The organism is Pelomonas sp. KK5, assembly GCF_001984095.1.
Lineage (GTDB): Bacteria > Pseudomonadota > Gammaproteobacteria > Burkholderiales > Burkholderiaceae_C > KK5.
On record NZ_LYVQ01000003.1, the window covers coordinates 32,395 to 57,866 of the forward strand.

At 65.0% G+C, this 25,472-nt stretch carries 20 protein-coding genes; 14 read left to right on the forward strand and 6 right to left on the reverse strand.

Going from position 1 to position 25,472, the window contains the following annotated elements; all coding sequences use genetic code 11:
• The first annotated feature begins 7 nt into the window (after positions 1 to 7).
• The 4 genes from B0W88_RS00890 (at position 8) to brxL (ending at position 10,907) form a co-directional block, all read left to right on the forward strand.
• A complete protein-coding gene (locus B0W88_RS00890) occupies positions 8 to 4,942 on the forward strand; it encodes an AAA domain-containing protein (protein WP_077032756.1) in 4,935 nt (1,644 codons plus the stop codon).
• Positions 4,939 to 6,426, forward strand: a complete 1,488-nt coding sequence (locus tag B0W88_RS00895; RefSeq protein WP_077032757.1) for a hypothetical protein — start codon at positions 4,939 to 4,941, stop codon at positions 6,424 to 6,426. The genes B0W88_RS00890 and B0W88_RS00895 overlap by 4 nt, the downstream gene beginning before the upstream one ends.
• Before the next feature lie 10 nt (positions 6,427 to 6,436).
• Positions 6,437 to 8,761 carry a BREX-1 system phosphatase PglZ type B gene (gene pglZ / locus B0W88_RS00900; protein WP_077032758.1) on the forward strand — a complete coding sequence of 775 codons (2,325 nt, stop codon included), beginning with the start codon at positions 6,437 to 6,439 and terminating at the stop codon, positions 8,759 to 8,761.
• A gap of 100 nt (positions 8,762 to 8,861) precedes the next feature.
• Positions 8,862 to 10,907 carry a protease Lon-related BREX system protein BrxL gene (brxL, locus tag B0W88_RS00905; protein WP_198937735.1) on the forward strand — a complete coding sequence of 682 codons (2,046 nt, stop codon included), beginning with the start codon at positions 8,862 to 8,864 and terminating at the stop codon, positions 10,905 to 10,907.
• A 258-nt stretch (positions 10,908 to 11,165) separates the two neighbouring features.
• Here the strand turns inward: brxL and B0W88_RS00910 are convergent, their stop codons facing one another.
• Together B0W88_RS00910 and B0W88_RS00915 are read right to left on the reverse strand one after the other, a co-directional pair.
• A complete protein-coding gene (locus B0W88_RS00910) occupies positions 11,166 to 11,981 on the reverse strand; it encodes a hypothetical protein (RefSeq protein ID WP_077032760.1) in 816 nt (271 codons plus the stop codon).
• An 81-nt stretch (positions 11,982 to 12,062) separates the two neighbouring features.
• A complete protein-coding gene (locus B0W88_RS00915; protein ID WP_233151583.1) occupies positions 12,063 to 13,724 on the reverse strand; it encodes a hypothetical protein in 1,662 nt (553 codons plus the stop codon).
• Positions 13,725 to 14,845: 1,121 nt separating this feature from the next.
• Between B0W88_RS00915 and B0W88_RS00920 the strand changes: the two genes are divergently transcribed.
• Positions 14,846 to 15,232, forward strand: a complete 387-nt coding sequence (locus tag B0W88_RS00920) for a VOC family protein (RefSeq protein WP_077032762.1) — start codon at positions 14,846 to 14,848, stop codon at positions 15,230 to 15,232.
• Positions 15,233 to 15,234: 2 nt separating this feature from the next.
• Here the strand turns inward: B0W88_RS00920 and B0W88_RS00925 are convergent, their stop codons facing one another.
• Together B0W88_RS00925 and B0W88_RS00930 are read right to left on the reverse strand one after the other, a co-directional pair.
• Entirely contained in the window at positions 15,235 to 16,740 is a 1,506-nt protein-coding gene (locus B0W88_RS00925; RefSeq protein WP_077032763.1) for a carboxypeptidase M32, read from the reverse strand.
• 40 nt (positions 16,741 to 16,780) lie between these two features.
• Positions 16,781 to 17,260 carry a YqaA family protein gene (locus B0W88_RS00930; RefSeq protein ID WP_077032776.1) on the reverse strand — a complete coding sequence of 160 codons (480 nt, stop codon included), beginning with the start codon at positions 17,258 to 17,260 and terminating at the stop codon, positions 16,781 to 16,783.
• Between the two features lie 75 nt (positions 17,261 to 17,335).
• Here B0W88_RS00930 and dusB point away from each other — a divergent pair, with 75 nt between their 5' ends.
• From dusB to B0W88_RS00965, 7 genes are read left to right on the forward strand one after another with little or no spacing between them, the layout of a single operon-like run.
• The gene (gene dusB / locus B0W88_RS00935; RefSeq protein WP_077032764.1) at positions 17,336 to 18,382 is read left to right on the forward strand and encodes a tRNA dihydrouridine synthase DusB; all 1,047 of its coding nucleotides are present in this window, start codon (positions 17,336 to 17,338) and stop codon (positions 18,380 to 18,382) included.
• Positions 18,379 to 18,612: a Fis family transcriptional regulator gene (locus B0W88_RS00940; RefSeq protein ID WP_077032765.1), complete on the forward strand. Its 234-nt coding sequence runs from the start codon at positions 18,379 to 18,381 to the stop codon at positions 18,610 to 18,612. The genes dusB and B0W88_RS00940 overlap by 4 nt, the downstream gene beginning before the upstream one ends.
• A 4-nt stretch (positions 18,613 to 18,616) precedes the next feature.
• On the forward strand, positions 18,617 to 20,197 hold the full coding sequence (gene purH, locus B0W88_RS00945) for a bifunctional phosphoribosylaminoimidazolecarboxamide formyltransferase/IMP cyclohydrolase (protein ID WP_077032766.1): 1,581 nt from the start codon (positions 18,617 to 18,619) through the stop codon (positions 20,195 to 20,197).
• Between the two features lie 30 nt (positions 20,198 to 20,227).
• Positions 20,228 to 20,860, forward strand: coding sequence for a 1-acyl-sn-glycerol-3-phosphate acyltransferase (locus tag B0W88_RS00950; RefSeq protein WP_077032767.1), 633 nt, complete (start codon positions 20,228 to 20,230; stop codon positions 20,858 to 20,860).
• Entirely contained in the window at positions 20,857 to 21,849 is a 993-nt protein-coding gene (locus B0W88_RS00955; RefSeq protein WP_083748474.1) for a phosphatidate cytidylyltransferase, read from the forward strand. The genes B0W88_RS00950 and B0W88_RS00955 overlap by 4 nt, the downstream gene beginning before the upstream one ends.
• Positions 21,846 to 22,394 (forward strand): crossover junction endodeoxyribonuclease RuvC, encoded by a 549-nt coding sequence (ruvC, locus tag B0W88_RS00960; RefSeq protein WP_077032768.1) that lies wholly within the window; start codon positions 21,846 to 21,848, stop codon positions 22,392 to 22,394. The genes B0W88_RS00955 and ruvC overlap by 4 nt, the downstream gene beginning before the upstream one ends.
• Positions 22,394 to 23,008: a LysE family transporter gene (locus tag B0W88_RS00965; protein ID WP_077032769.1), complete on the forward strand. Its 615-nt coding sequence runs from the start codon at positions 22,394 to 22,396 to the stop codon at positions 23,006 to 23,008. The genes ruvC and B0W88_RS00965 overlap by 1 nt, the downstream gene beginning before the upstream one ends.
• 9 nt (positions 23,009 to 23,017) lie before the next feature.
• Here the strand turns inward: B0W88_RS00965 and aqpZ are convergent, their stop codons facing one another.
• Positions 23,018 to 23,704 (reverse strand): aquaporin Z, encoded by a 687-nt coding sequence (gene aqpZ, locus B0W88_RS00970; RefSeq protein WP_077032770.1) that lies wholly within the window; start codon positions 23,702 to 23,704, stop codon positions 23,018 to 23,020.
• 225 nt (positions 23,705 to 23,929) lie between these two features.
• Entirely contained in the window at positions 23,930 to 24,307 is a 378-nt protein-coding gene (locus tag B0W88_RS00975) for a DUF4148 domain-containing protein (RefSeq protein WP_077032771.1), read from the reverse strand.
• 358 nt (positions 24,308 to 24,665) lie between these two features.
• On the opposite strand from B0W88_RS00975, the gene B0W88_RS00980 reads away from it, so the two are divergent.
• Entirely contained in the window at positions 24,666 to 25,214 is a 549-nt protein-coding gene (locus tag B0W88_RS00980) for a DUF4402 domain-containing protein (RefSeq protein WP_077032772.1), read from the forward strand.
• A gap of 78 nt (positions 25,215 to 25,292) precedes the next feature.
• The coding region (locus B0W88_RS00985; RefSeq protein ID WP_144006527.1) for a hypothetical protein at positions 25,293 to 25,472 on the forward strand (180 nt) is incomplete at its 3' end.

A 25,472-nucleotide genomic window follows, 5' to 3' on the forward strand; every position in this document is an offset into this window, starting at 1 on the left:
CAACTCAGTGGATATTCGTCTCATCGAGAAGGCCGGGGTACCGGCCTCTGAAATCGACGCACAACAGAAGATTCAGAAAACCTTCGACGCCTCCGCGTTCACCAAGGGATGGCGTGGATACGCCTCGTTCAAGCTGGCGCGCGGCGGCCCGGGCGGGGGTGATGACGACTTCGACCTCGTTCTTGTTACCCACACCCACATCATCGTCCTTGAGCTGAAGAACTGGCGTGGCAACAAGCTCACGGAGCGCGGCGGAAACTGGTACGTGGACGGTCAACCACGAGGTCGCTCGCCAGTGCCGCTGGCCAATCTGAAGGCCAAGCGCCTTGGCACAACGCTCAACACGCGCGTCGGCCCGGCCAAGACTCCTCTGGTGCTTTCATTTGTCGTTTTGACTGGCAGCATCAATGAGCTCGACCTGTCCGAGGAGACGAAGGAGGCTGAGTCGGTTTTGTTCCTGGACGAGCTTCTGGACTGGGCGAAGGAAGCCGAGTACCGCAAATTTGTCACCCGCCCGGCACGCATCAATCCGCTTGCATACCTGAACGCCTACGACCTGTTCTTTGAAGGTCAAAAGGGCCGACCAGCAGGCTTCAACATCCATGGCTATCGCCCTGACGCGCAGCCGCTGTGGGAGCACCCGAAGAAGCTCTATGCGGAGTTCCGCGCCAAGGAGAAGCACGACCCGGACAAGCTCGCCTTGCTTCGTCAATGGGACTTTGGCGCGATGGGCAGCGAGCTCATCGGCGAAGGCGAGCGCGGGTTCATCGGACTGCGCGAGCAGCGCGTCTTCGAGCACGTAGAGCCTCGGAACGAGGAACTCTCGCGTAGCCTGCTGCGCCCCATAGCCCGTATGGCGGAGGCCGACGTCACACGCGACTTTGCGGAGCTGTATGCGCTACCGCCCAAGGTGACGCGCCTCAGCGAGTTCGTCAACGCCGGGCTGCCCAAGCTCACGCCACCGGAACGTGTTGTTCTGGTCAAGGCCATGCTGCAGCGATTCGCCGACCTGCATGACCTGAATGTGGCTCATCGTGACATCGGCGCGCACTGTCTATGGGTCGAGCGTCCAGCCAAGGTCGTCATTTCTGGCTTCCCAGCGGCGTACTACCCGACGATGGCCACCATCGGGACGTTCCGCGAGCGCGTACAGGTGGAACGCTCCAACCTGCCCGAGGATGCGAGCCAGTTAGATGGTGCGACGCCTTTCAGGCGCGACGTCTACATGCTCGGTGTGCTGGCACATCTGATGTTGCACGGCGAACGCCCACCACGCGTGGATGGGCACTATGTGTGGGAACCGCGAGCGTCCGATGCCTTTGGTGGCTCGCTGGACACGGTGCTGGCGAAAGCACTCAGCCGGGAGCCGAAGGCGCGCTTCGAGACCGCGCGCGACATGCTGGAGGCTCTCAACGAGGCCTCCAAGGGCGACAACGAGCAGGTCATCGACCTCGCCGCCTTCGACGTCTACCGAGCCAAGAGCCGCGTTCGAGACTACCCCGAGGAGGGCGAGCCGCTCGCTGACGATGACGACCTTCTGGCGTTCCGAAGCACATTCGAAGGACACCCTGTACTGGTCAAGGAATGGCATGGCGTCGAACCCGACCTGAAGCGCCCTGACCAGGCCATTCGCCTGCTGTCCTTCCTGGAACGCGCCCGCAACCTGCGTGCAGCAGCCCTACCTGGGGTCGCTGCGGTGCTGGACAGCGGCCTGAGCAGGCGCAGCTTGCTGGTGGTGCAGCGCTGGGTCGAAGGGGTAACGCTGACTGAGTGGCTGAAGACCCCTCAGGAGCGAGAGGCCAGGCTCGCTGTCGCAAAGGCGTTGACGAGCACGCTTGCCCAGATGCACGACTTCGAATGGCCACACGGCGACATCAAGCCCGACAACATCGTCGTCAAGCCAGATGGCCAGCCTGTACTCGTAGACATGCTGGACTTCCGACGGGCAGCCGGCGATGCCTACTCCACCGCCTACCTGCCACCGGACTACAAGACGCTCTCGCCGCTGGGCAGGGACCGCTACGCCTTGGCGGCCGTGTTGAACGAAGTACTCGTGCAAGGCCAAGAAGACAGCAGCTTGCTAGGACTTGAAAGGGTACGCGAGGAGATTCAGCGGCTTTTGACAGAGCGGCAAGTTTCGGCCCTGGAACCGCTGCAAAGCGCGTTGGCAGGCAAAGGGCAGTCAACAGACCTACCTGACGTCGAACCCCATCGTGTGTCCATCCGCGGGCTATCCAGCACAGGTGTGGCTGCGGGTGAACTGCTAGGGGACAACGGGTACTTCTATCTAACGACGGAGAACTCGCGAAGGAACCCCGGCGCCCAACTCATGCACCTGACCGGCGCGGGAGCCCGCTTGACCGTGGAATGGCAGCCCTCGGAACGTCGCTCGTCATGGGTAACGGTCAAGCCGGTGGACCTGACCCAACTCATCTGGGCGCAGGACAAGTGCCTCGGACGAATTCGCGTCAGACTGGTGGTGTCCGAAGGTGTTCGCAACGACGCATCGGACCTTGAGCCTTCGTTGGAACTGTGGGCTGAACAGTTCACCGGACAGCCAGTTCAGGACGCAGACGAACCACTCCCTGGCGATGGACGCACCGAGCCTGCTGCGGATGCTGGATTAGCTGGCACGGCGGATGCGTCTGCATCGTCAGACGCGCCGGAACCGACGATTGACATCGAGGAGCTCTGGCAAGCCCTGCTCACGGCGGAAGAAGAGTCGCTGCCGGTCGCAACAGTCATTGGTGAAGTTCGGCGCAATCCTCAGCGCGAGCACCAGGTGCTACTGCCCTGCTCCCTCGACGGCGCAGGCTTCGACCCGGACATTGACGACCACACGTGGGTCGAGAGGCAGAACGCGGAGGGTCTCTGGCGACGTTGCGGCGACCTGGAGCTTCGGGACACCTCGCTCGGCGCCAACTCTGAGCTGGCCATCGAGCGCTGGTCAGGCAAGCCGCCCAAGGTCGGAGAAAAGCTGAGGCTGCGCAGCAACATGGAGAGCGCGTCATTGACGCGCCGAGCCGCGGCGGTTGAGCGCATCCTGGAAGGACGCTCCGTCATCCCGGACCTGGTGGACTACTTCCAGGCGGCAGGGTCACAGCCGGTACCGATGGAGTTTCATCGGCCTTCCGAAGAAGCTCTGAACGCATACGCACAGGGCAACAAGAGCCTGAACGAGAGCCAGAAGGAGGCGTTCCGAAAAGCACTGCAGTTCGGGCCATTGAGTCTTCTGCAAGGGCCGCCTGGCACTGGCAAGACCTGGTTCATCGCTTCACTGCTGCACTACCTCGTGACGAAGGAAGGGGCAAGGCGCATCCTGGTGGTGAGTCAGGCCCACGAGGCCGTGAACAACGCGCTGGAGAAGGCGCTGGAGCTGTTCGAAGCCAAGGGGGTGGCGTTCGATGCCGTTCGACTCGGCCACGAATCGGTGGTCTCCGAAACCATCCGGCACCTTCACTCTTCCTCCATCGAACAGTCGTATCGCGAGCGCTTCAAGGCTGAGTACAAGGAACGTGTTGTGCGCTTGGCCACCGAAATGGGGTTGCCCGCTACCTTTGCAGCCGCCGCTGTGAAGCTGCACGTCAATGTGGGCCGTTTGGTTGACCAGATTTCTGCGTTGGCTGCGGAGATGCCTGAGTCCTCAAGGGCTCGCAGGTCCAGCGATGAACAGGAGATGTCCAACGAAGACCTCATCGCTCAGCGAGGCCGGCAGCTGACGGAGACGCTGCAGGACATCTGCAGGCGCGACTACCAGTACGACATCGGCGAGGTTCAGCTTGGCGAGGTCCTGGACGACCTCTACAACCAGATTGCCGATATGCATGAGGTTCAGTCACCGCAAGCCATCGAACGGCTTCGACGTCTGCTGAAGATGTCTGACGACTGGCTCAAAACGCTGGGCGAACCGGCAGCAAACTTCGTGGAGTTCCTTGCCAAGTCACGAACCATTGTTGCCGGCACGCTTGTGGGCATCGGACGCCGGGCCGCCGGCGTCATCCAGAACATGTATGACTGGGTGGTTATCGACGAAGCTGGTCGAGCGGCCCCGAGTGAACTGGCCGTAGCGATGCAGACCGGCCGGCGAATCCTGCTGGTGGGGGACCACAAACAGTTGCCACCCACGTTCGAGCAGGACGTACGCAATGTGGTCTCGCGGAAGTTGGGCTACGCGCCTGACTCCCGCGCATTTGCCAGCGACTTCGAGCGCGTCTTCGACTCGCCTTACGGCTTGACGGTGGGCGCATCCCTGAAGGAGCAGTACCGGATGGCGCCGACCATCGGCGAGCTGGTGTCGGAAGTCTTTTACGAGAGGCGCTTGGCCACCGGCCGTGGTGCCTCTTGGCTCGATACGAGCTTGCTGCCCGCGCCTCTGCGGCACGAGGTCTGCTGGGTCGACACCGCTCCCCTCGGCCGCAGCGCCCTAGAGAGCAACTCACCCGACAGAACCGATTGCTGGAACGACGCGGAGGCGGGCGTGGTGATGGCTGTTCTAAAGACGCTGCTTGAGAACTCTGGGCTAATTCGAGCGCTGAAAGAGGGCTTGCAGCCTGGCGACCCCATCGTGGGCATCATCTGCATGTACTCGAAGCAGCGCGAGGTCCTAAATCGTCTGAAGAGCGAAGCTCGTTGGATTCCGGCAGACCTGCGGCGCTTGATAAAGGTAGACACCGTCGACAGCTATCAAGGCAAAGAGAACCGCATCGTCATCCTTTCGACCGTCCGCAACAACCCCCAGCAGAATCCGGGGTTCCTCCGCAGCCCAAACCGCATCAATGTGGCCATGTCGCGTGCGATGGAGCGCTTGGTGGTCGTAGGCGCGACTTCCATGTGGAAAGGCAAGAACGAGAGCACCCCGTTGGGGCAAGTGCTGAAGAAGATTGAGTCGCTCCGTGTCGCTGACCGAGCCACCATCGCCAAGGCACAGGAGTTCCGGGCATGAGCATCGACCACACCCCATTCAACAGAATCACGTTCGCCCTGCCGGTCCAGCCATTCAAGGTCACCGCGTTCATCTCTACCCAGGAGCGACTGCCTGCGGTCACCGAGTTTGTTCTAAGGCTGCTTCACACATGCGGGCGCGTGTCGCTTGCGGCCTTCCGTGAGTACTTCGGTTTCTCTGAGGCCGAGGCCCTGTCGGTCATCGAGTCACTGGACCGGCAGGGCTACGTGACGCTGACGGAAGACGAACTGACGCTCAGCGAAGAGATGCGACAGCGCTTCGAAACGTCACCAGACGATTGTCCCTGGGTGACCAAGCTGAAGCGTCGCACTGACGTAGTACCTTTCGACTTGCTGACCTTCTCTAGGCTAGGTCGAGCCGAGTTCGCATTCGCCACGGCCAACTGGGTGAAGCTGAACCCACCTGCCGCACTTTTGGGCAACAGCCTGGAGCAGGCGCGACGCGCCTACCGTGAAAGCTTTGCCCACATCGAACGCGAGACCGCCCGTTCCCGCGGCGAAGAGCGAGAACGCTCCTATGGTGTTCATTCGATTGAAAGTGTCGAGGCGCGCAAGCCAGGGTTTGTTCCGCTGACGGTCAGTCTGGAGGTCGATGCGAAGAACACAGTGACGGTGCGGCTTCCGAACGAGTTCGAGTCCGGCGCAAGCTTGGACTTGCTGTCGGAGTTTCGTGAGAGTGTTTCTGCCACGCTGGAGGCCAGCGCTCGCAGCAGCGTCGAAGGTTTGCAGGAGTTCCTGGCAATGTTCGAGCTGGACTTTTTTCGCCCATACGCGCCTGCGGAAGAGCTGAATGCACACCGACTGGCGACAGACATCGAACGCGGCTTGAGCGCACCGGCAGGCATCGAGCCTCTGTTTGGCGGCTTGTACCTCAAGAAGAACCGCGACGCGGTGCTCAGCCATGTGCACGAGGCACGAAGTGGCCGCAAGGGGCAGTCGGTCTTCCAGAGCTCTCTCGGCTGGCTGGCTCCCGACTACACGCTCTGGGGTCGCGGCGATGACTTCAGACAGTCCGTGGACGCATTCAGAAAAGCCATTCGGAACACCGGCAAGGGGGATGACCTCTACATCTTCGACAGGGCAGACGAGCGTCAGGAGCCAGCGGTAAGAAGCAAGTACACAGGCACTGGCTTGGTCGAACTTCATCTACTGCGCCCCCAGTCGTCATCGCAGGGCTGGCAGGAGTTCCTTGAGCTGATGCTGTATCCAGGGCGTTTCGCAGTCGTCATGCTCCACGCGGCACTGCCTTCGGCGCCTGGGGCCCGTGTGCCCTTCGGATTCATCACGACAAGGCCGAAGCACCTTCGGATGGTTCACCAACTAATGCTTGATTCAGGGCACGGCACACGCTATGGCGGCCGCTGGTCGCCGAACCGCGACGGCGCACCTAGCAAGGCGCAGACACTCTTCGAAGGGTGCAATTTCCTGGCGTACTCAGACGTCCAGTTGTCGTCTACAGCATGATGTCCGGCATATGAACCTCAAGTCAAAACTTGCAGAAGCCTTGTCGGCTGCGGCGAAGGTCAACCGGTCCCTGATGACCACACCGGCTGCCGTTCTTTGGCCGGACCCTGACCGTCAATGGCAGAAGGTCGTGTCCTCGCTGGCCGACGCCGTTCCGAGACTCTTCACGCTCGGCGACTACGCCCCCACTGAGAGCCAAGGTCCCAGCATCTGGCTGAAGACCGTCATCGGGGGAGCGCTGGCTGACGAGGCTCCGACGACCATTCCGGTCGTCTATCTGCCGGGGGTCAGCAAATCAGACCTGAGGGCCATCGAGTCATGCCCACGCGACCTGCAGCCGCTGGCGGAGCTTCAGTACCGGGGAGTGTTCTGGGGTCAGAGCAACGGAAAGGACTGGACCGTCAACGCGTTCCTGACGTCCAAGAGCGGGGGCCTGGGCCTCGATGTCGCGCAGGACCGCGAGACTCAGGAGGCGCTGGCTCAGGTGCTGACGGCCGGTTTACTGCTCGACCGGCAGATTGACGAACTGCAAAGCAGGCAAATCAATGCCGAATGGCTGCGTAGCTTGCTGACGCCCAACCCAACGCGCGACATGCTGGTCTGGATGAATGCCCCCCAGGCCATCCAGCAGGAATGGGCAGGCGTACGTTGGGATGTGTTCCGCAAGCTCGCGAAATCAGACTTCGGACTGGACCTGGTCAGCGAAGGCCCACTTGTGGCCGCCGAAAAGCTGGCCCGCCGTGACGGCAAGTGGGCTGCAGTAGCCGATATCTACAGAGACTCGTACACGAGCTTCCCTGATGTCCTGCTGTTGTTGCGGAGCGTGCAGCCACCGGACATGGGCTTGTTTCCGGACCCCGACCAACTGGCCGGCTATCCCCAGGTCAACGAGCAAGATGAGGCGCGCCTGCGCTACGCACTTTCAGCATGTGCAGCGATGGACGCGGCTCAGGGGCGGGCCGCCATCCTTGTTGCCGAGAAAGAGCATGCGGGCAGGCGCGATTGGCTCTGGTCTTGCATGGGCTTGTCACCACTCGCTACGGCGCTGGGGCATCTATCGCGGCTGGCCGAGCTCACGGTGGCGGCACCGATTGGCAACAGCACGGAGGCACTTGCAGCAAGTTACCAGCAGTCGGGTTGGCAAGTCGACGACGCAGCCACTCGCGCGATGGGCTCTGTGCAGACAAAGGCGGACGGTGATGCCGTCGGTGCCGCCGTGCGTTCTGTCTATCTGCCATGGCTGGAGGAAGCGGCGCAACGTCTGCAAGACACCATGAAGCAGGCCGGGGGTCTGCCGCAGCTGGCTGCTGCGCCTGACCTCGCCAAAACCGAGGCAGGTACCTGCACCATCTTCGTCGACGGCTTGCGGTATGACATCGCACAGCGCCTGATGGAGAAGCTGCGGGTGATGGGCAGCACCAAGTTGACGGCGCGCTGGACGAGCATGCCCTCCGTCACCGCGTCTGGAAAGGTGTGGTGCTCGCCTGTGGCAGGCCTGGTGGGCGGCCGAGCGGACGACGTTGAGTTTGTGCCGCGCGTTTTGGCGGACGGGCGACCATTGTCCAACCCCAACCTCCGCAAGCTGCTGGTCGATAGCGGCATCCAGTGTTTGGACAAGCACGAGTCAGGCGACCCCACCGGCCGCGCATGGACAGAAGCTGGCGACCTGGACCACTATGGTCACCAGCACGAGGTGCGATTGGCCCGAGACATGGACACGCAACTGGCGCAGGTCATCGAGCGTGCGCAAGAGCTGCGAGATGCGGGTTGGCGTCAACTGCGCATCGTGACCGACCACGGCTGGTTGCTGTTGCCAGGCGGACTGCCCAAGACAGAGTTGCCCAAGCACCAGGCTGAGACCCGATGGGGACGGTGCGCCGTTTTGAAGAACACGGCGCATGGCACGCCGCTGACGTTCGGCTGGGATTGGTGCAGAGATGTGCAAGTGGCGTACGCGCCCGGCGTGTCGTCGTTCGTTGCAGGTGCCGCCTACGCTCACGGTGGACTGAGTTTGCAGGAATGCTTGGTGCCCGTGCTCGACGTTGTTTTGGCGACTCAAGCTTCTCAGAAACCGGTCACCATCAAGTCCATCACTTGGAAGGGCTTGCGCTGCGTTGTCGAGGTCGAGGGCGCGATGGCAGGTTCGGTGGTCGACGTGCGCACCAAGCCTGCGCTGGCATCCTCTACCCTTGCGGCGAGCGCCAAACCTGTGGAAGCCGGCAAGGCCAGCGTGGCTGTGGCCGATGACGACAACCTGGGCGTGGCCGCGGTGGTGGTTGTGCTCGCCGCCGACGGGCAGGTCGTGCAGAAGCAGGCGACAACCGTAGGCGGTTAAGAGTGCAAGGCGCGAGGTGTTACCTCGTTACTTGGTATCGACAAAGACAGTGCGTGTGCGGGCGACCGGCCCTCTTCAGGTCGCAGATTGGTGATTGACGATGCAACTCGACGACTTGGACGGGAGGGCGACCTCAGCCTTCGAAGGCTACGTGGTGCGGAAGGACCTGGTCCGGACCTTCAGCCGTCAGTTCCCTGTGCCTACTTACGTGGTCGAGTTCTTGTTGGGCCGCTACTGCGCCACCACCGACGAGGCGGAAATCCAGGAGGGGCTGGACATCGTTCAACGCCAGTTGGGCTCTCGAACGGTCAAGGCGGGCGAGGAGGAGCTGTTCAAAGCACGAGCCCGTGAGTCGGGTTCCGTGAAGGTCATCGACATCATCACCGCACGACTAGATGCGAAGACCGACTCCTACATCGCCTCCCTCCCCAGTCTGCGCCTGACGGATGTTCGCGTAACACCAGAGATGGTGAAGGAGAACGAGCGCATGCTGACTGGGGGCTTCTATGCTGAGGTCACACTCGGCTACGACGCCTCCATCGCCCAAGAAAAAGGCGGACGTCCGTTCGGCGTCGAAGCACTTCGTGCCATCCAGCTGTCGAAGCGCGAGGTGCTGGATGTATTGTCCAAGGGGCGCGAACAGTTCACGACGGCCGAGTGGCGCGACCTGCTGCTGCGCAGCGTCGGGTTCGAGCCTGAGACCCTGCCAGAGCGAGCCAAGGATGCGCTGCTGCTGCGCATGATTCCGTTCGTCGAGCGCAACTACAACCTGGTGGAACTCGGACCGCGAGGCACGGGCAAGTCTCACTTGTTCCAGCAGGTGTCGCCTTACGCTCACCTCATTTCCGGCGGCAAGGCGACGGTCGCCCGCATGTTCGTCAACAACGCCAACGGCCAGCGCGGGCTGGTCTGCCAGTACGACGTGGTGTGCTTCGATGAGGTATCGGGCGTTTCCTTCGACCAGAAGGATGGCGTCAACATCATGAAGGGCTACATGGAGAGCGGCGAGTTCTCCCGCGGCAAGGAGAGCATTCGAGCGGACGGGTCCATCGTCCTCGTCGGCAACTTCGACGTCGATGTTGAACACCAGCAGCGTATTGGTCATCTGTTCGGTCCGTTGCCGCCAGAGATGCGCGATGACACGGCCTTCATGGACCGCATCCACTGCTTTCTGCCAGGCTGGGATGTCCCCAAGCTGAACCCAGCGCTGTTCACCGCGCACTTCGGTTTGGTTAGCGACTTCCTGTCCGAGTGCTTCACGCAGCTGCGCAATCAGAGCAGGGTTTCCGCCCTCCAAGGGCGAGTTCGGTGGGGTGGTGCCTTGTCTGGGCGAGACCTCAACGGGGTCAACAAGACTGTCAGCGGGCTGCTGAAGCTGCTGCACCCTAACGCCGAAAAACAGGTGAGCGACGAAGACCTGGAATGGGCGGTGCGACTGGCTCTTGAGGTACGACGTCGGGTCAAGGAACAACAGAAGCGCATCGGCGCAGCAGAGTTCCGCAACACGCACTTCAGCTATACCGTGGGCGCCGAGGGCGTCGAGAAGTTCGTCAGCACGCCAGAGCTGCAAAGCCAAGGGGGCATCGGCGACGAACCGCTGGAGTGCGGGCAGATTTGGGCGCTGAGCCCCGGTGGCCACGACGAACATCCGGGTCTGTTCCGCCTTGAGGCTACCGAAGGCCCCGGCAGTGGCGTGCGGGTCCTCAACAACCCTGTGCCGGCGCCGTTCAAGGAGTCGATTCGCTGCGCAGAGCAGAACCTATACGCCCGCGCACAGCAACTGGTCGGCGACCGTGACCCGCGGTCACATGAGTTCTCGGTGCAACTGCGTGGATTCGACGCAGCCAAGTCGGGAGCGAAGACCGGCGTCGCGGCGCTGGTCGCGCTGTCCAGTGCCTTGCTGAAGAAGTCCGTGCGTGGCGGGCTGGTCGTCGTCGGCGAAGTGACGCTCGGCGGCACCATCGAGCCAGTGCACAACGCTGTGACGCTGGCGGAGCTCGCCGTCGAGAAGGGGGCGAAATCGCTGCTCCTGCCGGTGGCATGCCGACGTCAGCTGTTCGACCTGTCGGACGAAATGGCCACCAAGCTCGACATCGAGTTCTACCAAGATGGCCGCGACGCCCTGCTCAAGGCGCTGGCGGACTGACCCGCGCAGCGCCTACGCCTTGTTAGGCGGCCATGGGCATGTCGTCATCGGCCCCGTCAGCGGGTAGCAGCTGCGTCGGGATATCAAAGACCGTGACCTTCGACGGAGGCTTGCCTGCGCCGATTCGCTGAGTGCTCTCCTCGCCGCCAGTCAGCCGCCGGAGGACGACGCCCCTGCCCCCCGGTCGACCATTTCGTACAGCTGAACAGCCGACGCAGCTCTTGGTGCACGGGCGACTTCGTGACGTAAAGGGACCAACTAACGAAATGCCCAGTTCTGAAGGAGGTCTTGGGTATTGGCCTGCACGTCGAACTGCTTGTGGAACTTGCGGAGTTCATTGCCGCGCAGGAACTCCTTGCGCACATTCGACTTGGGGACGGCGGGGTCGACGACTACCTCGCCTTCAAAGGCAAACAGGCCCAGAACGGCCTCTTTGCGGATAGTCGCCGTGATGAAGCCCGGAATTTCCTTCTTCGACTGGCAATTCAGTTTGGCGAATCGCAGTGGCTCGTTCACATCACGCGTCCACGAGAAGCCGTCCTCGAAATGGTCGATTCCGGTCGACACACCCCGGTAGACCGTGAACGTTTCGGGCAGGCTTTCGTAAAGCTCGTTCATGTCTTCGTCTTCACTCGAAGAATGGTCCAGCAACGTATGGCGGTCCGCCGCCAGGAACATCTGCCGAACGTCCTCAGCCGAGAGGACCACGCAGGCCATCATTCCGCGTGCCCCCGCTTGCCACGCCACCGACAGCACCGCCGCCCAGACCATGCTCGAAATCCTGCCAGCCTTGTACTCCGCCCACATGTACATGGCGTACTCGAACACCAGGACGACGTTGAATTCTCGCCACCCCTCATAGGTCCGAAAGTACATCGCCGAGAAGTTGTCGACCTCCTCGTCGCGGGCATAGGGCGCCAGGTTCTTCTGCACCATTTCCAAAGCGTTGCCGTAGAGCTGATGGGCAGGGTCGGCGATGCGGTCAAGCCAGGTGTCGGTGTCGATGGTCGTGGTGGTGTTCCGCAAGCGACCGGTCTGGCGGTCGACAAGCGTGGCGCGGTACGAGAACTTCAATGTCTACTCCGTCGGTTATCTTGCGTGGAACAGGTCTCCTCAAGGCGCTGGCGGACTGACCCGCGCACCGCCTACGCTTCGTTAGGCGGCCATGGGCAGGTCGTCATCGGTCTCGTCTAGGGGCAGAAGATGCGTCGGGATATCAAAGACCGTGACCTTCGACGGAGGCATGCCGGCGCCGATTCGCTGCGTGCTCTCCTCGCCGCCAGGCAGGCGCCGGAGAACGACTCCCCAGCCCCCAGTCGACCATTTCGTACCGCTGAACAGCCGACGCAGCTCTTGGTGCATGGGTGAGTTGGTAACGTACATGGACCACTTGCCCTTCCCGACCGAGACACGCATGCCCAGTTGGGCAAGGCGGGCAACCACATCAGGTTGGCCGGTCGGGTCCTTGCAGACCATTTCGACGGCTTGGCCGATAGCCAGGTTCCGGGACACCAGCGCTGGTCCAGCCATGACCTTGAACGGCACGACCTTGGTCATCAGTGCTTCCATACACTGCAGTTCGTCGCTGACCTGATGTTGGGCGATGCGGTCTTCGATGCCCAGCATGCCCACCAGGAACTCAGCATCGTCGTCCGTGGCGGCCTTGTCGGACACGAAGGCCCAATAGGCTGCCAGGAAGGTGCCCACGGTATCCGCGACGCGGCCGTCGCCGCCTTTGGCGAGGATGTGCTGGCGCACCAATTCTTCAGACGCCTGGAAGACGCTCCAACGGTTGACAAACAGCCTGGCCAGCTTGGGTCCGAGGTCCCTCGCCTGGGCCTCGGTCAGACGACCGCCGGAGGGCTTGCCCTTGGCTTCGAGGATGACCCATCGCGTCAGGTCTGCGGGTTCCATCTTTCCCGGACTGATGCCCGCCGCAATGAACGGGCAGAAGAACCTGTAGCTCCTCGCCTTGCCGGTGACGGTGCCGCGCACGATGCCTTCATCGCCTTCCTGGAGGCTGTACGACATCCGGGCAATCTCGAAGGTGTCGCGACAAGCTTTACGCGTCGGGTCGGCCTCGAACTCGTCGTTCGCGACGACCTTGGAGGTCCCCCCGAGGCTTTGATAGAACGCCGCAAGGGTTTGAGGGCCCGTGCAGCTGTACGCCAGATTGCCCATGAGCCAGCGGACGTACTCAAGGACGGTCGACTTGCCGCAAGCGGCTGGGCCAGTCATTAGCAGATGTGGCCGACGGCGCAGCGCCGCCGAGACGATGCCTACGCCCAGGAAGCCAAGAACGAGTTCGCCGCCCATCGGATGAATCCAATCCGGGGAGTTGAACGCCGCCAGCACGTGCTGGACCTCGGCCTCTGTCGCTTCCGGCGTATGCCGGTCAAAGCCCGCATCCCCGGTGGCCGGGTACACGCGACCTTCGTGGATGCCATGTTCCAACACGGAGCCATCCGGGCGCCAGAGCTCTCGGCCATTGATAAGCAGTTGTCCATCGCTCGTTTTCCAAACCCCAACGCGCCGCTCAAGCGTTTCGGAGTACGGGCCTGCCGCTTGGCAAGCAGCGATGACCGCGGTCGCCAGCCGACGGTGATTGAACACCCACTCACCCTTCTTCTCGTCGAAATCGTCATAGTGCTCCGAGCACCAAGAAGCACCAAACAGCGCCTTCATGTTCATCTCCTTCAGGTCCGAAGGACTGAGCAGATAGACATGCTTGTCGAGGTTGGTGAAGACGGCCAACTTGCCGCCTGACACGCCGAGAGCGCGGAAGCCGCCTTCGGCGTTTTTCGGTTGGGCGCTCATGGGAACGCCGTCAATATTCAGAATATTTGCACTCATAGTTGTTTTGGTACGTGCTGAATGGCCACCGTCGTCGACGCTGGCCAAGTTTTTGGGATGACGCGCGGATTGCGCGCCGGACGGGCGGATACGCCACCGTTGCGAATGCAACGCGCCGCGGCGTACGGCCATCAGATGAAGGAAAAAACAGGTGCCAGCCAATAGCCGACGAGCCCGTAGCGGCGTGGCGCTCCAGGCAAGACCTGCAAGGTCTCAGAGGCGCGAGAACCGCGCGCTATGAAGACCGCAGCCCCGTTAGCGCTGCCAGCGGGGCGAAGAAGTTTCGTTTTTCTTGAGGGGGTGAACTACCCGCTGCACCCGCAGCGTGTGTTCGAGACTCCGAGCGCCATAACGGCGCTCGGGACAGCAAGGCGACGGGCCTTGCTGGATGGCGCCAGAGCCACATGGTCCTGGCAGCACGGTCGCACTTTCCCGGCGAATCGGCAGCGAGTCAGCAATCGGGTCCGGTGACAGCGGGGATGCCGGTGGATGCTCGCGCGCAAATTGTTAAAGAGCCTTGAGCCGTAGCTCGGCAGACTGAAGTCCTAACTTCTCTTTTATGCGAATGAATGGGTGTTATCACTCTAGCCTCCCCGGACGCCCTGACAGGCGTCATTGGGCGGGTTTCCGTGCCGTAGTTCACGCGCCCTGAAGCACCAAGAAATGACCGCCACCGGAGGCCTTGTGACGTCCACACACCTGGCCCCTCGCGCGCGGCCGCGCCGGCCTGCTTGACCACCCTGTGCGCTCACGCGCTTGGGCGGTTCTGTGCCAAATCTGTGCCACGAACCGCCGAAAGAAGGCACCGGAAACCGATGGAAAAACCGGGAAGCCATGTGCTAACCTGTTGATTTTCCTAGACCCACCTTTTTTGAGGCAGGGCTCCTGGAGTGCTAGGTTGCTATTCGGGACGTAGAGGCCGGAGGTTCGAATCCTCTCACCCCGACCAGACAAGAAGACAACAGAGCCCAAGTGCAGCAAGCGCTTGGGCTCTTTTGCTTTGGATCGTCGCCGTTGACGATCCGCGAGGCGATAGCATGCCGGCGAGCTTCTCCCCTTCAACGCTCGCATCGGAGATCACCACCATGAAACGCGTGACCGGCATCGGCGGCATCTTCTTCAAGTCCAAGGATCCCAAGGCCTTGTCCGCGTGGTACCGCGACCATCTCGGCGTCACGCTCGAGCCCTGGGGCGGCAGCGTGTTCCGCTGGGTGTCCGAGGACAACCCCAGCGGCACCGGCACCACCGTCTGGAGCCCCTTCAGCGCGGACACCAGCTACTTCGCGCCGAGCGAGGCGTCCTTCATGGTGAACTATCGCGTGGCAGACCTGCATGGCCTGCTGGCCGCGCTGCGTGCCGAGGGCTGCCAGGTCGAGGACAAGATCGACGAATCCGAGCTGGGCAAGTTCGGCTGGGTCGTCGACCCGGACGGCAACAAGATCGAGCTCTGGGAGCCGCCTGCGGGCCGCTGAGCTCAGCCCAGGTAGCGCGCCTGAAGATGGGCGCGGAAGTGCGCCGGATTCAAGGCCGCCTCGCCGCTGGCGCGCCGCACCAGCTCCGGCGTTTCCCAGCGGCTGCCCTGGCTCCAGATGCGCTCTTCCAGCCACGCGAACACCGGCGCCAGCTCGCCGCGGGCAATGCCGGCATCCAGCTCGGGCCGCTCGCGGCGCATCGTCGCGAACCATTGCGCCGCATACATCGCGCCCAGCGTGTAGCAGGGGAAGTAGCCGATCAGGCCGGCGCCCCAGTGGACGTCCTGCATGCAGCCGTCCTTGTAGTTGCCGCGGGTGTCCAGGCCCAGCAGCTCCATCATCTTCTCGTCCCACAGCGCGGGGATGTCCTCGCACTCGATGCTGCCCTCGACCAGCGCCCGCTCGATCTCGTAGCGCAGGATCACATGGGCGGGGTAGCTGACCTCGTCGGCGTCCACGCGGATCAGGCCGGGGCTGACGCGCGTGAGCAGCCGGTACAGATTGCCCGGCTCGAAGACCGGCTGCGAGCCGAAGTGCTTCACCAGCAGCGGCGCCAGCAGTTCCGCGAACGCCGGGTGGCTGCCCAGCTGCATCTCGAAGGACAGGCTCTGGCTCTCATGCAGACCCATCGAGCGGGCCCGCGCCACCGGCTGGCCCAGCCACTGGCGCGGCAGGCGCTGCTCGTAGCGGCCATGGCCGGTCTCGTGGATCGTGCCCATCAGCGCGGAGAGGAAGCTGTCCGGCGCGTAGCGGGTGGTCATGCGCACATCTTCGGGCACGCCACCGCAGAAGGGGTGGGCGCTCTCGTCCATCCGCCCGGCCTCGAAGTCGAAGCCCAGCAGGCGCATCGCATCCGCGCCCAGCGCGCGCTGGGCCTCCTTGGCGAACGGGCCCACCGGCTGGATCACGGCCGGCTCGGCCTGCTGCTTCGCCTGCACCTCGCGGATCATCGCGGGCAGCCACTGGCGCAGTTCGCCGAACAGGCGGTCCACCTCCGCGGCGCGCATGCCGGGCTCGTACTGGTCCATCAGCGCGTCGTAAGGCGCCAGGCCGCTGCTGTCGGACAGGCAGCGCGCCTCCTCGCGCGCCAGCGCCACCACCTCGCGCAGCCCCGGCAGGTAGCCCGCCCAGTCGTTGGCCTGGCGCTGGGTGCGCCAGGCATGTTCGCAGCGCGAAGCGGCCAGCGACTTGGCCTCCACCAGCCGCTGAGGTAACGCGTTAGCCGCATGCCAGGCGCGGCGCATCTCGCGCAGGTTGGCGCGCTCGTCCTCGCCCAGCGGTTCACCGGCCGCAGCATCGAGCGAACCCTTCAGCGCGGGCTCGGTGATCAGTTCGTGCAGCAGCCCGCCCATCTCGGCCAGGGCCAGCGAGCGGGCCTCGTTGCCCTTGGCGGGCATCAGCGCGGCCTGGTCCCAGCTGGCAATGTCCTGCAGGTGGGAGAGCCGGTGCATGCGCGTCCAGCGGCGGGTGAGTTCCTGATAGGCGGGGGCGTTGGAATTGAGCGTCATGGCCGGCGATTGTGAAGCGGCCCGCCGGGCATGACGAAGGTCAGAGTACCCAAACCGCCGCGGCCGTCATCACCATGTAGCGCAGGAACTTGCCGATGGCCATGTAGAGCACGCAGGGCCAGAAGGGCAGCCGCAGCCAGCCGGCCACGGCGCACAGCGGGTCGCCCACCAGCGGCAGCCAGCTCAGCAGGCAGGCCCGGGCGCCGAAGCGCTGCAGCCAGGCGAGCGCACGCGCATTGGGTGGCGGGCGATGGCGGGCGTGCTCGTAGGCCCGCTCGGCGCCCCAGCCCATCCACCAGCTGATCGCCCCGCCGATCGTGTTGCCGATGGTGGCCACGACGATGGCCGGCCAGAACATCGCCGGATTGGCCGTCACCAGCAGGATCACCGCGGGCTCCGAGCCCAGCGGCAGCAGCGTCGCCGAGACCAGGGCGATGACGAACAGGCTGGTCAGCCCGACCTGGGGCAGCGCCAGCAGGGCCATCAGCGCGTGGATCGTGTCGGTCAGCCAGGCTTCCATGCGGGTCATCATAGTGATCGCTTGCGCGGGTATACTCCTGCCTCTTTTTTAAGCAGAACCCCTCCCCCGCTTCCCATGTCCGCCCCCGTGCAGATCGGGCCTCACGCGCTGCCGAACCGCCTGTTCGTCGCGCCGATGGCCGGCGTCACCGACCGTCCGTTCCGGCAGCTCTGCCGCCGGCTGGGTGCGGGCTATGCGGTCAGCGAGATGGTGACCTCGCGCAAGGATCTCTGGCACAGCCTGAAGACCTCGCGCCGGGCCAACCATGAGGGCGAGCCGGGCCCGATCGCCGTGCAGATCGCCGGCACCGACGCGCAGATGATGGCCGAGGCCACCGTCTTCAACATCGAGCGCGGCGCGCAGATCATCGACATCAACATGGGCTGCCCGGCCAAGAAGGTCTGCAACAAGTGGGCGGGCTCCGCGCTGATGCAGGACGAGGCGCTGGCGCTCTCGATCATCTCGGCGGTGGTGGACGCCGCGGGCGACGTCCCTGTGACGCTGAAGATGCGTACCGGCTGGTGCGCCACCGAGAAGAATGCGATCCACATCGCCCGCGCCGCCGAGGCCGCCGGCGTGGCCATGGTCACCGTGCACGGCCGCACCCGCGAGCAGGGCTACAAGGGCGAGGCCGAGTACGACACCATTGCCGCGGTGAAGGCGGCGCTGGCCATCCCGGTCGTCGCCAACGGCGACATCGACTCCCCGCAGAAGGCCCGCGAGGTGCTGGCCAGGACCGGCGCCGACGCAGTGATGATCGGCCGCGCCGCCCAGGGTCGGCCATGGATCTTCCGCGAGATCGCCCACTTCCTCGCCACCGGCGAGGAGCTACCCGCCCCCGGCGTGCGCGAGGCCTGCGACTGGCTGGTCGAGCACCTGCACGACCACTACAGCCTCTACGGCGAACTCACCGGCATGCGCAGCGCGCGCAAGCACATCGGCTGGGCGGTGCGCGGCCTGCCCGGCGGCGAGGCATTTCGCCAGCGCATGAACCTGCTGGAAAGCTCGCAGGACCAGGTCCGCGCGCTGACCGGCTGGTTCGACGCGCTGGCCGATGAACACGACAGGCTGCCCGTCATGGCAGCCGCACAACAACTCGAAGAAGAAGAAACGACAGCATGACCCCGAAACCGATAGACCAGTGCGTCCGCGAGAACCTGGAGCTCTACTTCCGCGACCTCGACGGCGAGGAACCGCACTCGATGCACGAGATGCTGATCAGCACCGTCGAGCGCCCGTTGCTGGAGGTCGTGATGGCCAAGGCCCAGGGCAACCAGAGCAAGGCCGCCGAATGGCTGGGCATCAACCGCAACACGCTGCGCCGCAAACTGACCGAACACAAACTGCTCTAACGCCATGACTCAACTGACCGCACTCATCTCCGTGTCCGACAAGACGGGCATCCTCGAATTCGCGCAGGCGCTGCACGCGCTGAACGTGCGCCTGCTGTCCACCGGCGGCACCGCCAAGCTGCTGGCCGACGCCGGCCTGCCCGTCACCGAGGTGGCCGAGCACACCGGCTTCCCCGAAATGCTGGACGGCCGCGTGAAGACGCTGCACCCGAAGATCCACGGCGGCCTGCTGGCCCGCCGCGACCTGCCCGAGCACGTCGCCGCCATCCAGAAGCACGGCATCGACACGATCGACATCCTGGCCGTCAACCTGTACCCCTTCGAGGCCACCGTCGCCAAGCCCGGCTGCACGCTGGAGGACGCGATCGAGAACATCGACATCGGCGGCCCGGCGATGGTGCGCAGCGCGGCCAAGAACTGGAAGGACGTGACGGTGCTGACTGACGCGTCGCAGTACGCCGGCGTGCTGGACGAGCTGAAGACCCACGGCAAGACCAGCGACAAGACCCGCTTCGCCTGCTCGGTCGCCGCATTCAACCGCATCGCCCAGTACGACGCCGCGATCAGCAACTACCTGAGCGCGATCAACGACGACGGTTCGCACAACGCCTTCCCGGCGCAGATGAACAGCAGCTTCGTCAAGGTGCAGGACCTGCGCTACGGCGAGAACTCGCACCAGGGCGCGGCGCTGTACCGCGACCTGTTCCCCGCCCCCGGCTCGCTGGTCACCGGCAAGCAGCTGCAGGGCAAGGAGCTGAGCTACAACAACATCGCCGATGCCGATGCGGCCTGGGAGTGCGTGAAGAGCTTCGAGGCGCCGGCCTGCGTGATCGTCAAGCACGCCAACCCCTGCGGCGTGGCCGTCGGCGCCGATGCGGCAGAGAGTTATGCCAAGGCCTTCAAGACCGACCCGACCAGCGCCTTCGGCGGCATCATTGCCTTCAACCGCGTGGTGGACAAGGCGGCGGCCGAGCTGGTCGTCAAGCAGTTCGTCGAGGTGCTGATGGCGCCGGCCTTCACCGCCGAGGCGCTGGCCATCTTCGCGCCCAAGGTCAATGTGCGCCTGCTGCAGATCGAGCTGCCCAAGGGCGGCGACACGCCCTGGCAGCAGGGCCGCAACGCGCAGGACAGCAAGCGCGTGGGCTCCGGCATCCTGATCCAGAGCGCAGACAACCACTTCCTGAAGCGCGAAGACCTGAAGATCGTCACGAAGCTGCAGCCCACCGCCCAGCAGCTGGACGACCTGATGTTCGCCTGGACCGTCGCTCAATACGTGAAGAGCAACGCGATCGTGTTCTGCGCCGGCGGCATGACGATGGGCGTCGGCGCCGGCCAGATGAGCCGCCTCGACTCGGCCCGCATCGCCAGCATCAAGGCCGAACACGCCAGCCTGTCGCTGAAGGGCACGGCCGTCGCCAGCGACGCCTTCTTCCCGTTCCGCGACGGCCTGGACGTGCTGGCCGATGCCGGCGCCACCAGCGTCATCCAGCCGGGCGGCTCGATGCGCGACGACGAGGTGATCAAGGCGGCCGACGAGCGCGGCATCGCCATGGTCTTCACCGGCGTGCGCCACTTCCGCCATTGAGCGCCTGAAGAGCCCGTCGATAATCGGCGCATGACCTTCGCCGAAGCGACGGGCCTCTTCCTTGCCGGCCTGGCCCGCCTGATCACCGGCGCGCAGGGCCACTGGAAGGGCTGCCCGCCCGCCGCCCAGCAGCGCATCTATTTCGCCAACCACCAGAGCCACTTCGACTGGGTGCTGATCTGGGCCGCGCTGCCCGGCGACCTGCGCGCCGTCACCCGCCCGATCGCCGCCCGCGATTACTGGACCGGCAGCAGGCTGCGCACCTGGCTCACCAGCGCGGTGTTCAACGCGGTCTACGTGAGCCGCACCCGCGCCACGCCCGACGAAGACCCGCTGGAGCCGCTGGTCGAGGCGCTGGCCGCCGGCAACTCGCTGGTGATCTTTCCCGAGGGCACGCGCTCCAGCAAGGGCGAGCCCCAGGCCTTCAAGGCCGGCCTGTTCCATCTCGCGCAGCAGTTCCCCGAGGTGCAGCTGGTGCCCACCTGGGTGGACAACGTACAGCGCGTGATGCCCAAGGGCGAGGTGGTGCCGGTGCCGATCCTGTGCACGGTGACCTTCGGCGAGCCGATGCAGCTGCGCGAGGCCGAGGACAAGCGCGAGTTCCTCGAGCGCGCCCGCGCCGCCGTGCTGGCGCAGCGCCCGATACCGGAGCCGGCGCAATGATCGACACCATCAAGTCGCTGCGCGACTGGACCGCGAGCCAGCAGGTGGCGCTGCTGTTCGCCATCCTGTTCGGCCTGCTGGTGCTGCTGAGCATCGGGGCCCTGCTGTACTCGCTGAAGGAGCGCGAGCCCGACCAGCGTCGGGACGACAACTGGCGCCAGTTCAGCCGCGACCTGAAGGCGGTGTGGGCCGGCTCCTGCATGTTCTGGGTCGCCTGGGTGTCCGGGCCGATCGGCTCCACGCTGCTGTTCGGCGTGTTCTCCTTTTTGATCCTGCGCGAGTTCGTCACGCTGATGCACACGGTGCGCGCCGACCATCGCAGCCTGATCCTGGCCTTCTTCGTGCTGCTGCCCTTGCAGTACGTGCTGGTGGGCCTGCGCCGCTTCGACCTGTTCAGCGTGCTGATCCCGGTCTACGGCTTCGTCGCGATCCCGGTGGCCAGCGCGCTGGCCGGCGACCCGCGGCGCTACCTGGAGCGCAATGCCAAGATCCAGTGGGGCATCATGGTCTGCGTCTACGGCCTGTCGCACGCGCCGGCCCTGCTGCTGCTGGACTTCAAGGGCCACGAGGGGCGCGGCGCCTTCCTGCTGTTCTTCCTGGTGATGGTGGTCGGCGTGGGGCAGATCGTGCAGGAGGTGGCGAGCCGCTCGGTGCGGCGCCGGCCGGTGGCGCGGCGGATCAGCCGCAGCTTCTCGCTGCGGGCCTGGTGGCTGGGGCTGCTGGCCGCGGCGATCACCGGCGTGCTGCTCTACTGGATCACGCCGTTCAAGGCCGGCCAGGCGCTGGTGATGGCGGTCATCGCCGCCGGCGCGGGCACGATGGGCGGTCTGGTGATGAAGGCGCTCAAGCGGGACGCCGGCGTGATCTACTGGGGCAACCGCAGCTCCATCACCGGGGCCATCGGCCTGATGGACCGGGCGGCGGTCATGTGTTTCGCGGCGCCGGTGTTCTTCCATTCCGTGCGCTGGTATTTCAAGGCTTCGCTATGAGGATCCTGGGCATCGACCCCGGTTTGCAAACGACGGGATTCGGCGTCATCGACGCCGACGGCCCGCGCATGAGCTATGTGGCCAGCGGCACGATCCGCACGACGGCCCACGAGCTCGGCGACCTGCCCGGCCGGCTGAAGATCCTGTTCGACGGCATCCGCGAGGTGGTGGCCCGCTACCAGCCGCAGTGTGCGGCGGTGGAGATCATCTTCGTCAACGTCAATCCGCAGTCCACGCTGCTGCTGGGCCAGGCCCGCGGCGCGGCGCTGACCGCCCTGGTCGCCAGCGACCTGCTGGTCTCCGAGTACACCGCGCTGCAGATGAAGAAGGCCATCGTCGGCCACGGCCATGCGAAGAAGGACCAGGTGCAGGCGATGGTGCAGCGCCTGCTGAACCTGCCCGGCCTGCCGGGCAAGGACGCGGCCGATGCGCTGGGCATGGCGATCATGCATGCCCACGCGCGGGTGAGCTTCGAGGCGATGAGCCGCAGCACGACGCTGCAGCGCCGCCAGCATGCGCATTTCCGAGGCGGGAGGACCTACTGATGTTCGGCATTTCCGACTACGGCGCCTTCGTCGCCGCCATCATCGTCTTCCTGCTGATCCCGGGGCCTGGCAACCTGGCGCTGATCTCGTCGACCGCCAAGGGCGGCATCAAGGGCGGCCTGGCCGCCACGCTGGGGCTGATCGCCGGCGACCAGGTGCTGATGTGGACGGCCGTCGCCGGTGTGGCCGCCCTGCTCTCGGCCTACCCCACCGCCTTCGCCGCCGTGCAGTGGCTCGGCGCGGGCTATCTCGCCTGGCTGGGCCTGCGCATGCTGCTGGCCAAGCCGGGCGATGCGCCGGTGCTGGAGATCAAGCCGCGGCACTACTTCCAGCAGGCCTTGGTGATCACGCTGCTGAACCCCAAGGCCATCGTGTTCTACATGGCCTTCTTCCCGCTGTTCGTGGACCCGGCGACGCATCCGGGCCTGTCCACCTTCGGCGCGATGGCCGCGACGATCGCGACGCTGACCTTCGCCTACGGCCTGATCGTCACGCTGCTGACGCACCGCCTCGCCGAGCGGCTCAGGCAGAACCCGCTGATCACGCGGGTGCTGGAGAAGGTGGCCGGCACGATGCTGATCGGCTTCGGCCTCAAGCTGGCGCTGTCGCGCTGACGGGCAGGTTCAGCGGCTCTCGCCGATCGCGCGGTACGCACCCGCGCCCAGCACCGCGCCGACGATCGGCGCCAGCCAGAACAGCCACAGCTGCTCCACCGCCCAGCCGCCCACGAAGACCGCCACGCCGGTGCTGCGCGCCGGGTTGACCGAGGTGTTGGTGACCGGGATGCTGATCAGGTGGATCAGCGTCAGCGCCAGGCCGATGGCGATCGGCGCGAAGCCCGCCGGCGCGCGCTTGTCGGTGGCACCCATGATGACGATCAGGAAGAAGGCGGTCATCACGACCTCGCAGACCGCCGCCGCCAGCAGGCCATAGCCGCCGGGCGAGTGCTCGGCATAGCCGTTGGACGCGAAGCCCGCCGCCACGTCGAAGCCGGCCTTGCCGCTGGCGATCAGCAGCAGCACGCCGCCGGCGGCCAGCCCGCCCAGCACCTGGGCGGCGACATAGGGCAGCAGCTGGCTGCCCGGGAAGCGGCCGCCGGCCCACAGGCCGATGGACACGGCCGGATTCAGGTGGCAGCCCGAGATGTGGCCGATGGCGAAGGCCATCGTCAGCACCGTCAGGCCGAAGGCCAGAGACACGCCCAGCAGCCCGATGCCCACGCCGGGGAACGCGGCCGCCAGCACCGCGCTGCCGCAGCCGCCCAGGACCAGCCAGAAAGTGCCCAGAAACTCGGCGCCGTACTTGTTCATCGCTCAACTCCTCGCAGTGAGAAAAAAGGTGAGCCGATGCTAGGAAGCGCGGCGCGGCGCTTCATCGCCTGAATCCGGGACTCGCGCTTGCGCGGCGCGACTTCATGCACGCGGGCCGCGCTTCAAGCTAGGGAGCAAGACCCGGCCCCAGCATGAGAAACGGGGAAGCTCCTTCGAGCTTCCCCGTTCGGGTGGGTCCGGCAACCAGCGGCCGGGCCGGCAGGCTTATTCAGCCAGCGCTTCGGCCTTCTTGGCAGCCTGCGTGGCGGCGAAGCGCTGGATCGCCATCGGGTCTTCGCTGTTCAGCGCGGCCAGTTCGCCGCTCTTCTGGGCTTCGCGCAGCTCGGCCAGCACCTGGGCGCGGGTCTTGCCGGCGGCCGGCGCGGCCTTGGCGACCGGGGCGGCGTTCACGGCGGCGGCGCGCTGGGTCTGGAACAGCACCGACTGGTCGGCGTTCAGCGCGTCGAGCTCGCCGCTGGCGCGGGCCTGGGCCAGCTCGTTGATGACTTCGGCGCGGGTCTTGCCGGTGTCGGCGGAAGCAGCATCGGCGAACACGACGCCAGCGGACAGAAGGGCAGCGGCAAAAACGATAGCGGTCTTCATGATGGTGTCCTCTCAACAGTGTTTCAGTGGCTCGAAGCGGCGAATCCGACCGGGTTCTGCTTCGCTTCATCCATGGAAGTAACTGTATAGGTCCACACCAAGGGAAAACACTAGTCGTGGAGGAAATCACCATTCCGGTTTTGTCAACGGTGCGGTCAGTCGAGCCTGAAAGTTAGACAATGCGAGTGCGCACTCCGCACCAAATGATGGTTCAGTGCCGTCCTTTTCGGCCGATAGCTGACAGGTGAGATTCTGTAACTTGCGTCCATGCCGCATTGCGCCATGGGCGCCAGCAGCGATGGGGGACACGAGCGCCGCGCCACCGAGCACGCCGCCGTACAACGAAAGGAGGGTCGCCATGACCACGAGGAAGTTGCAGTACCTGTTGTCGATCGCGGCCGCGTCCGCTCTGGCTGCGGGCAGCATGCCCGTGGCCTGGGCCGCCAGCGCCACGGCCAATGCCTCGGCCACCGTGCTGACGCCGATGACCATCACCAAGAGCACCGACCTGAACTTCGGCGAGCTGGTGGCCGGCAACGGCGTCGTCACGCTGGACACCGCCGGCGCGCGGACCAAGGCCGGCAGCACCGCCCTGCCGACCGGCGGCAGCCCGACGGCGGCCCGCTTCGACGTGACCGGCGATGCCAACCACACCTTCTCGGTCGATTTCGCCACCGGCTCCAGCACCGTGCTGACCGACGCCAGCAGCAACACGATGGCGGTCAGCTGGTTCGCCGAGGTGGTGGGCACGGCCGCGCCGACGCCGGTCTCCACCGGCACGCCGACCACCGGCACGCTGAACTCCGGCGCGGCCTACATCTACGTGGGCGGCGCGGTGACAGTGGGCGCCTCGCAGGCCGCGGGCAGCTACACCGGCACGATCCAGGTCACGGTCAACTACAACTAGAAGACCGCCATGCCTGGCCTGATGGGCGGCCCCGGGTGCCGGGTGCCAGCCTGCGCGCGGCTACGCGCGATATTCCTGTTGCTGCTCCTGCCTGCGCTGGCGGCCGGCGGCCCGGCCGGGGCGGCCGGCGCACGCGCAAGCGCCAGCGCCCAGGTGATCGAGCCGATCACGGTCAACAGCCTGCTCGGCGCCCCGGTCACGCTGGAGGGCATCCTCGCCGCCTGGCGGGCGGCGCAGGCGGGACCGCAGACCGGCGGC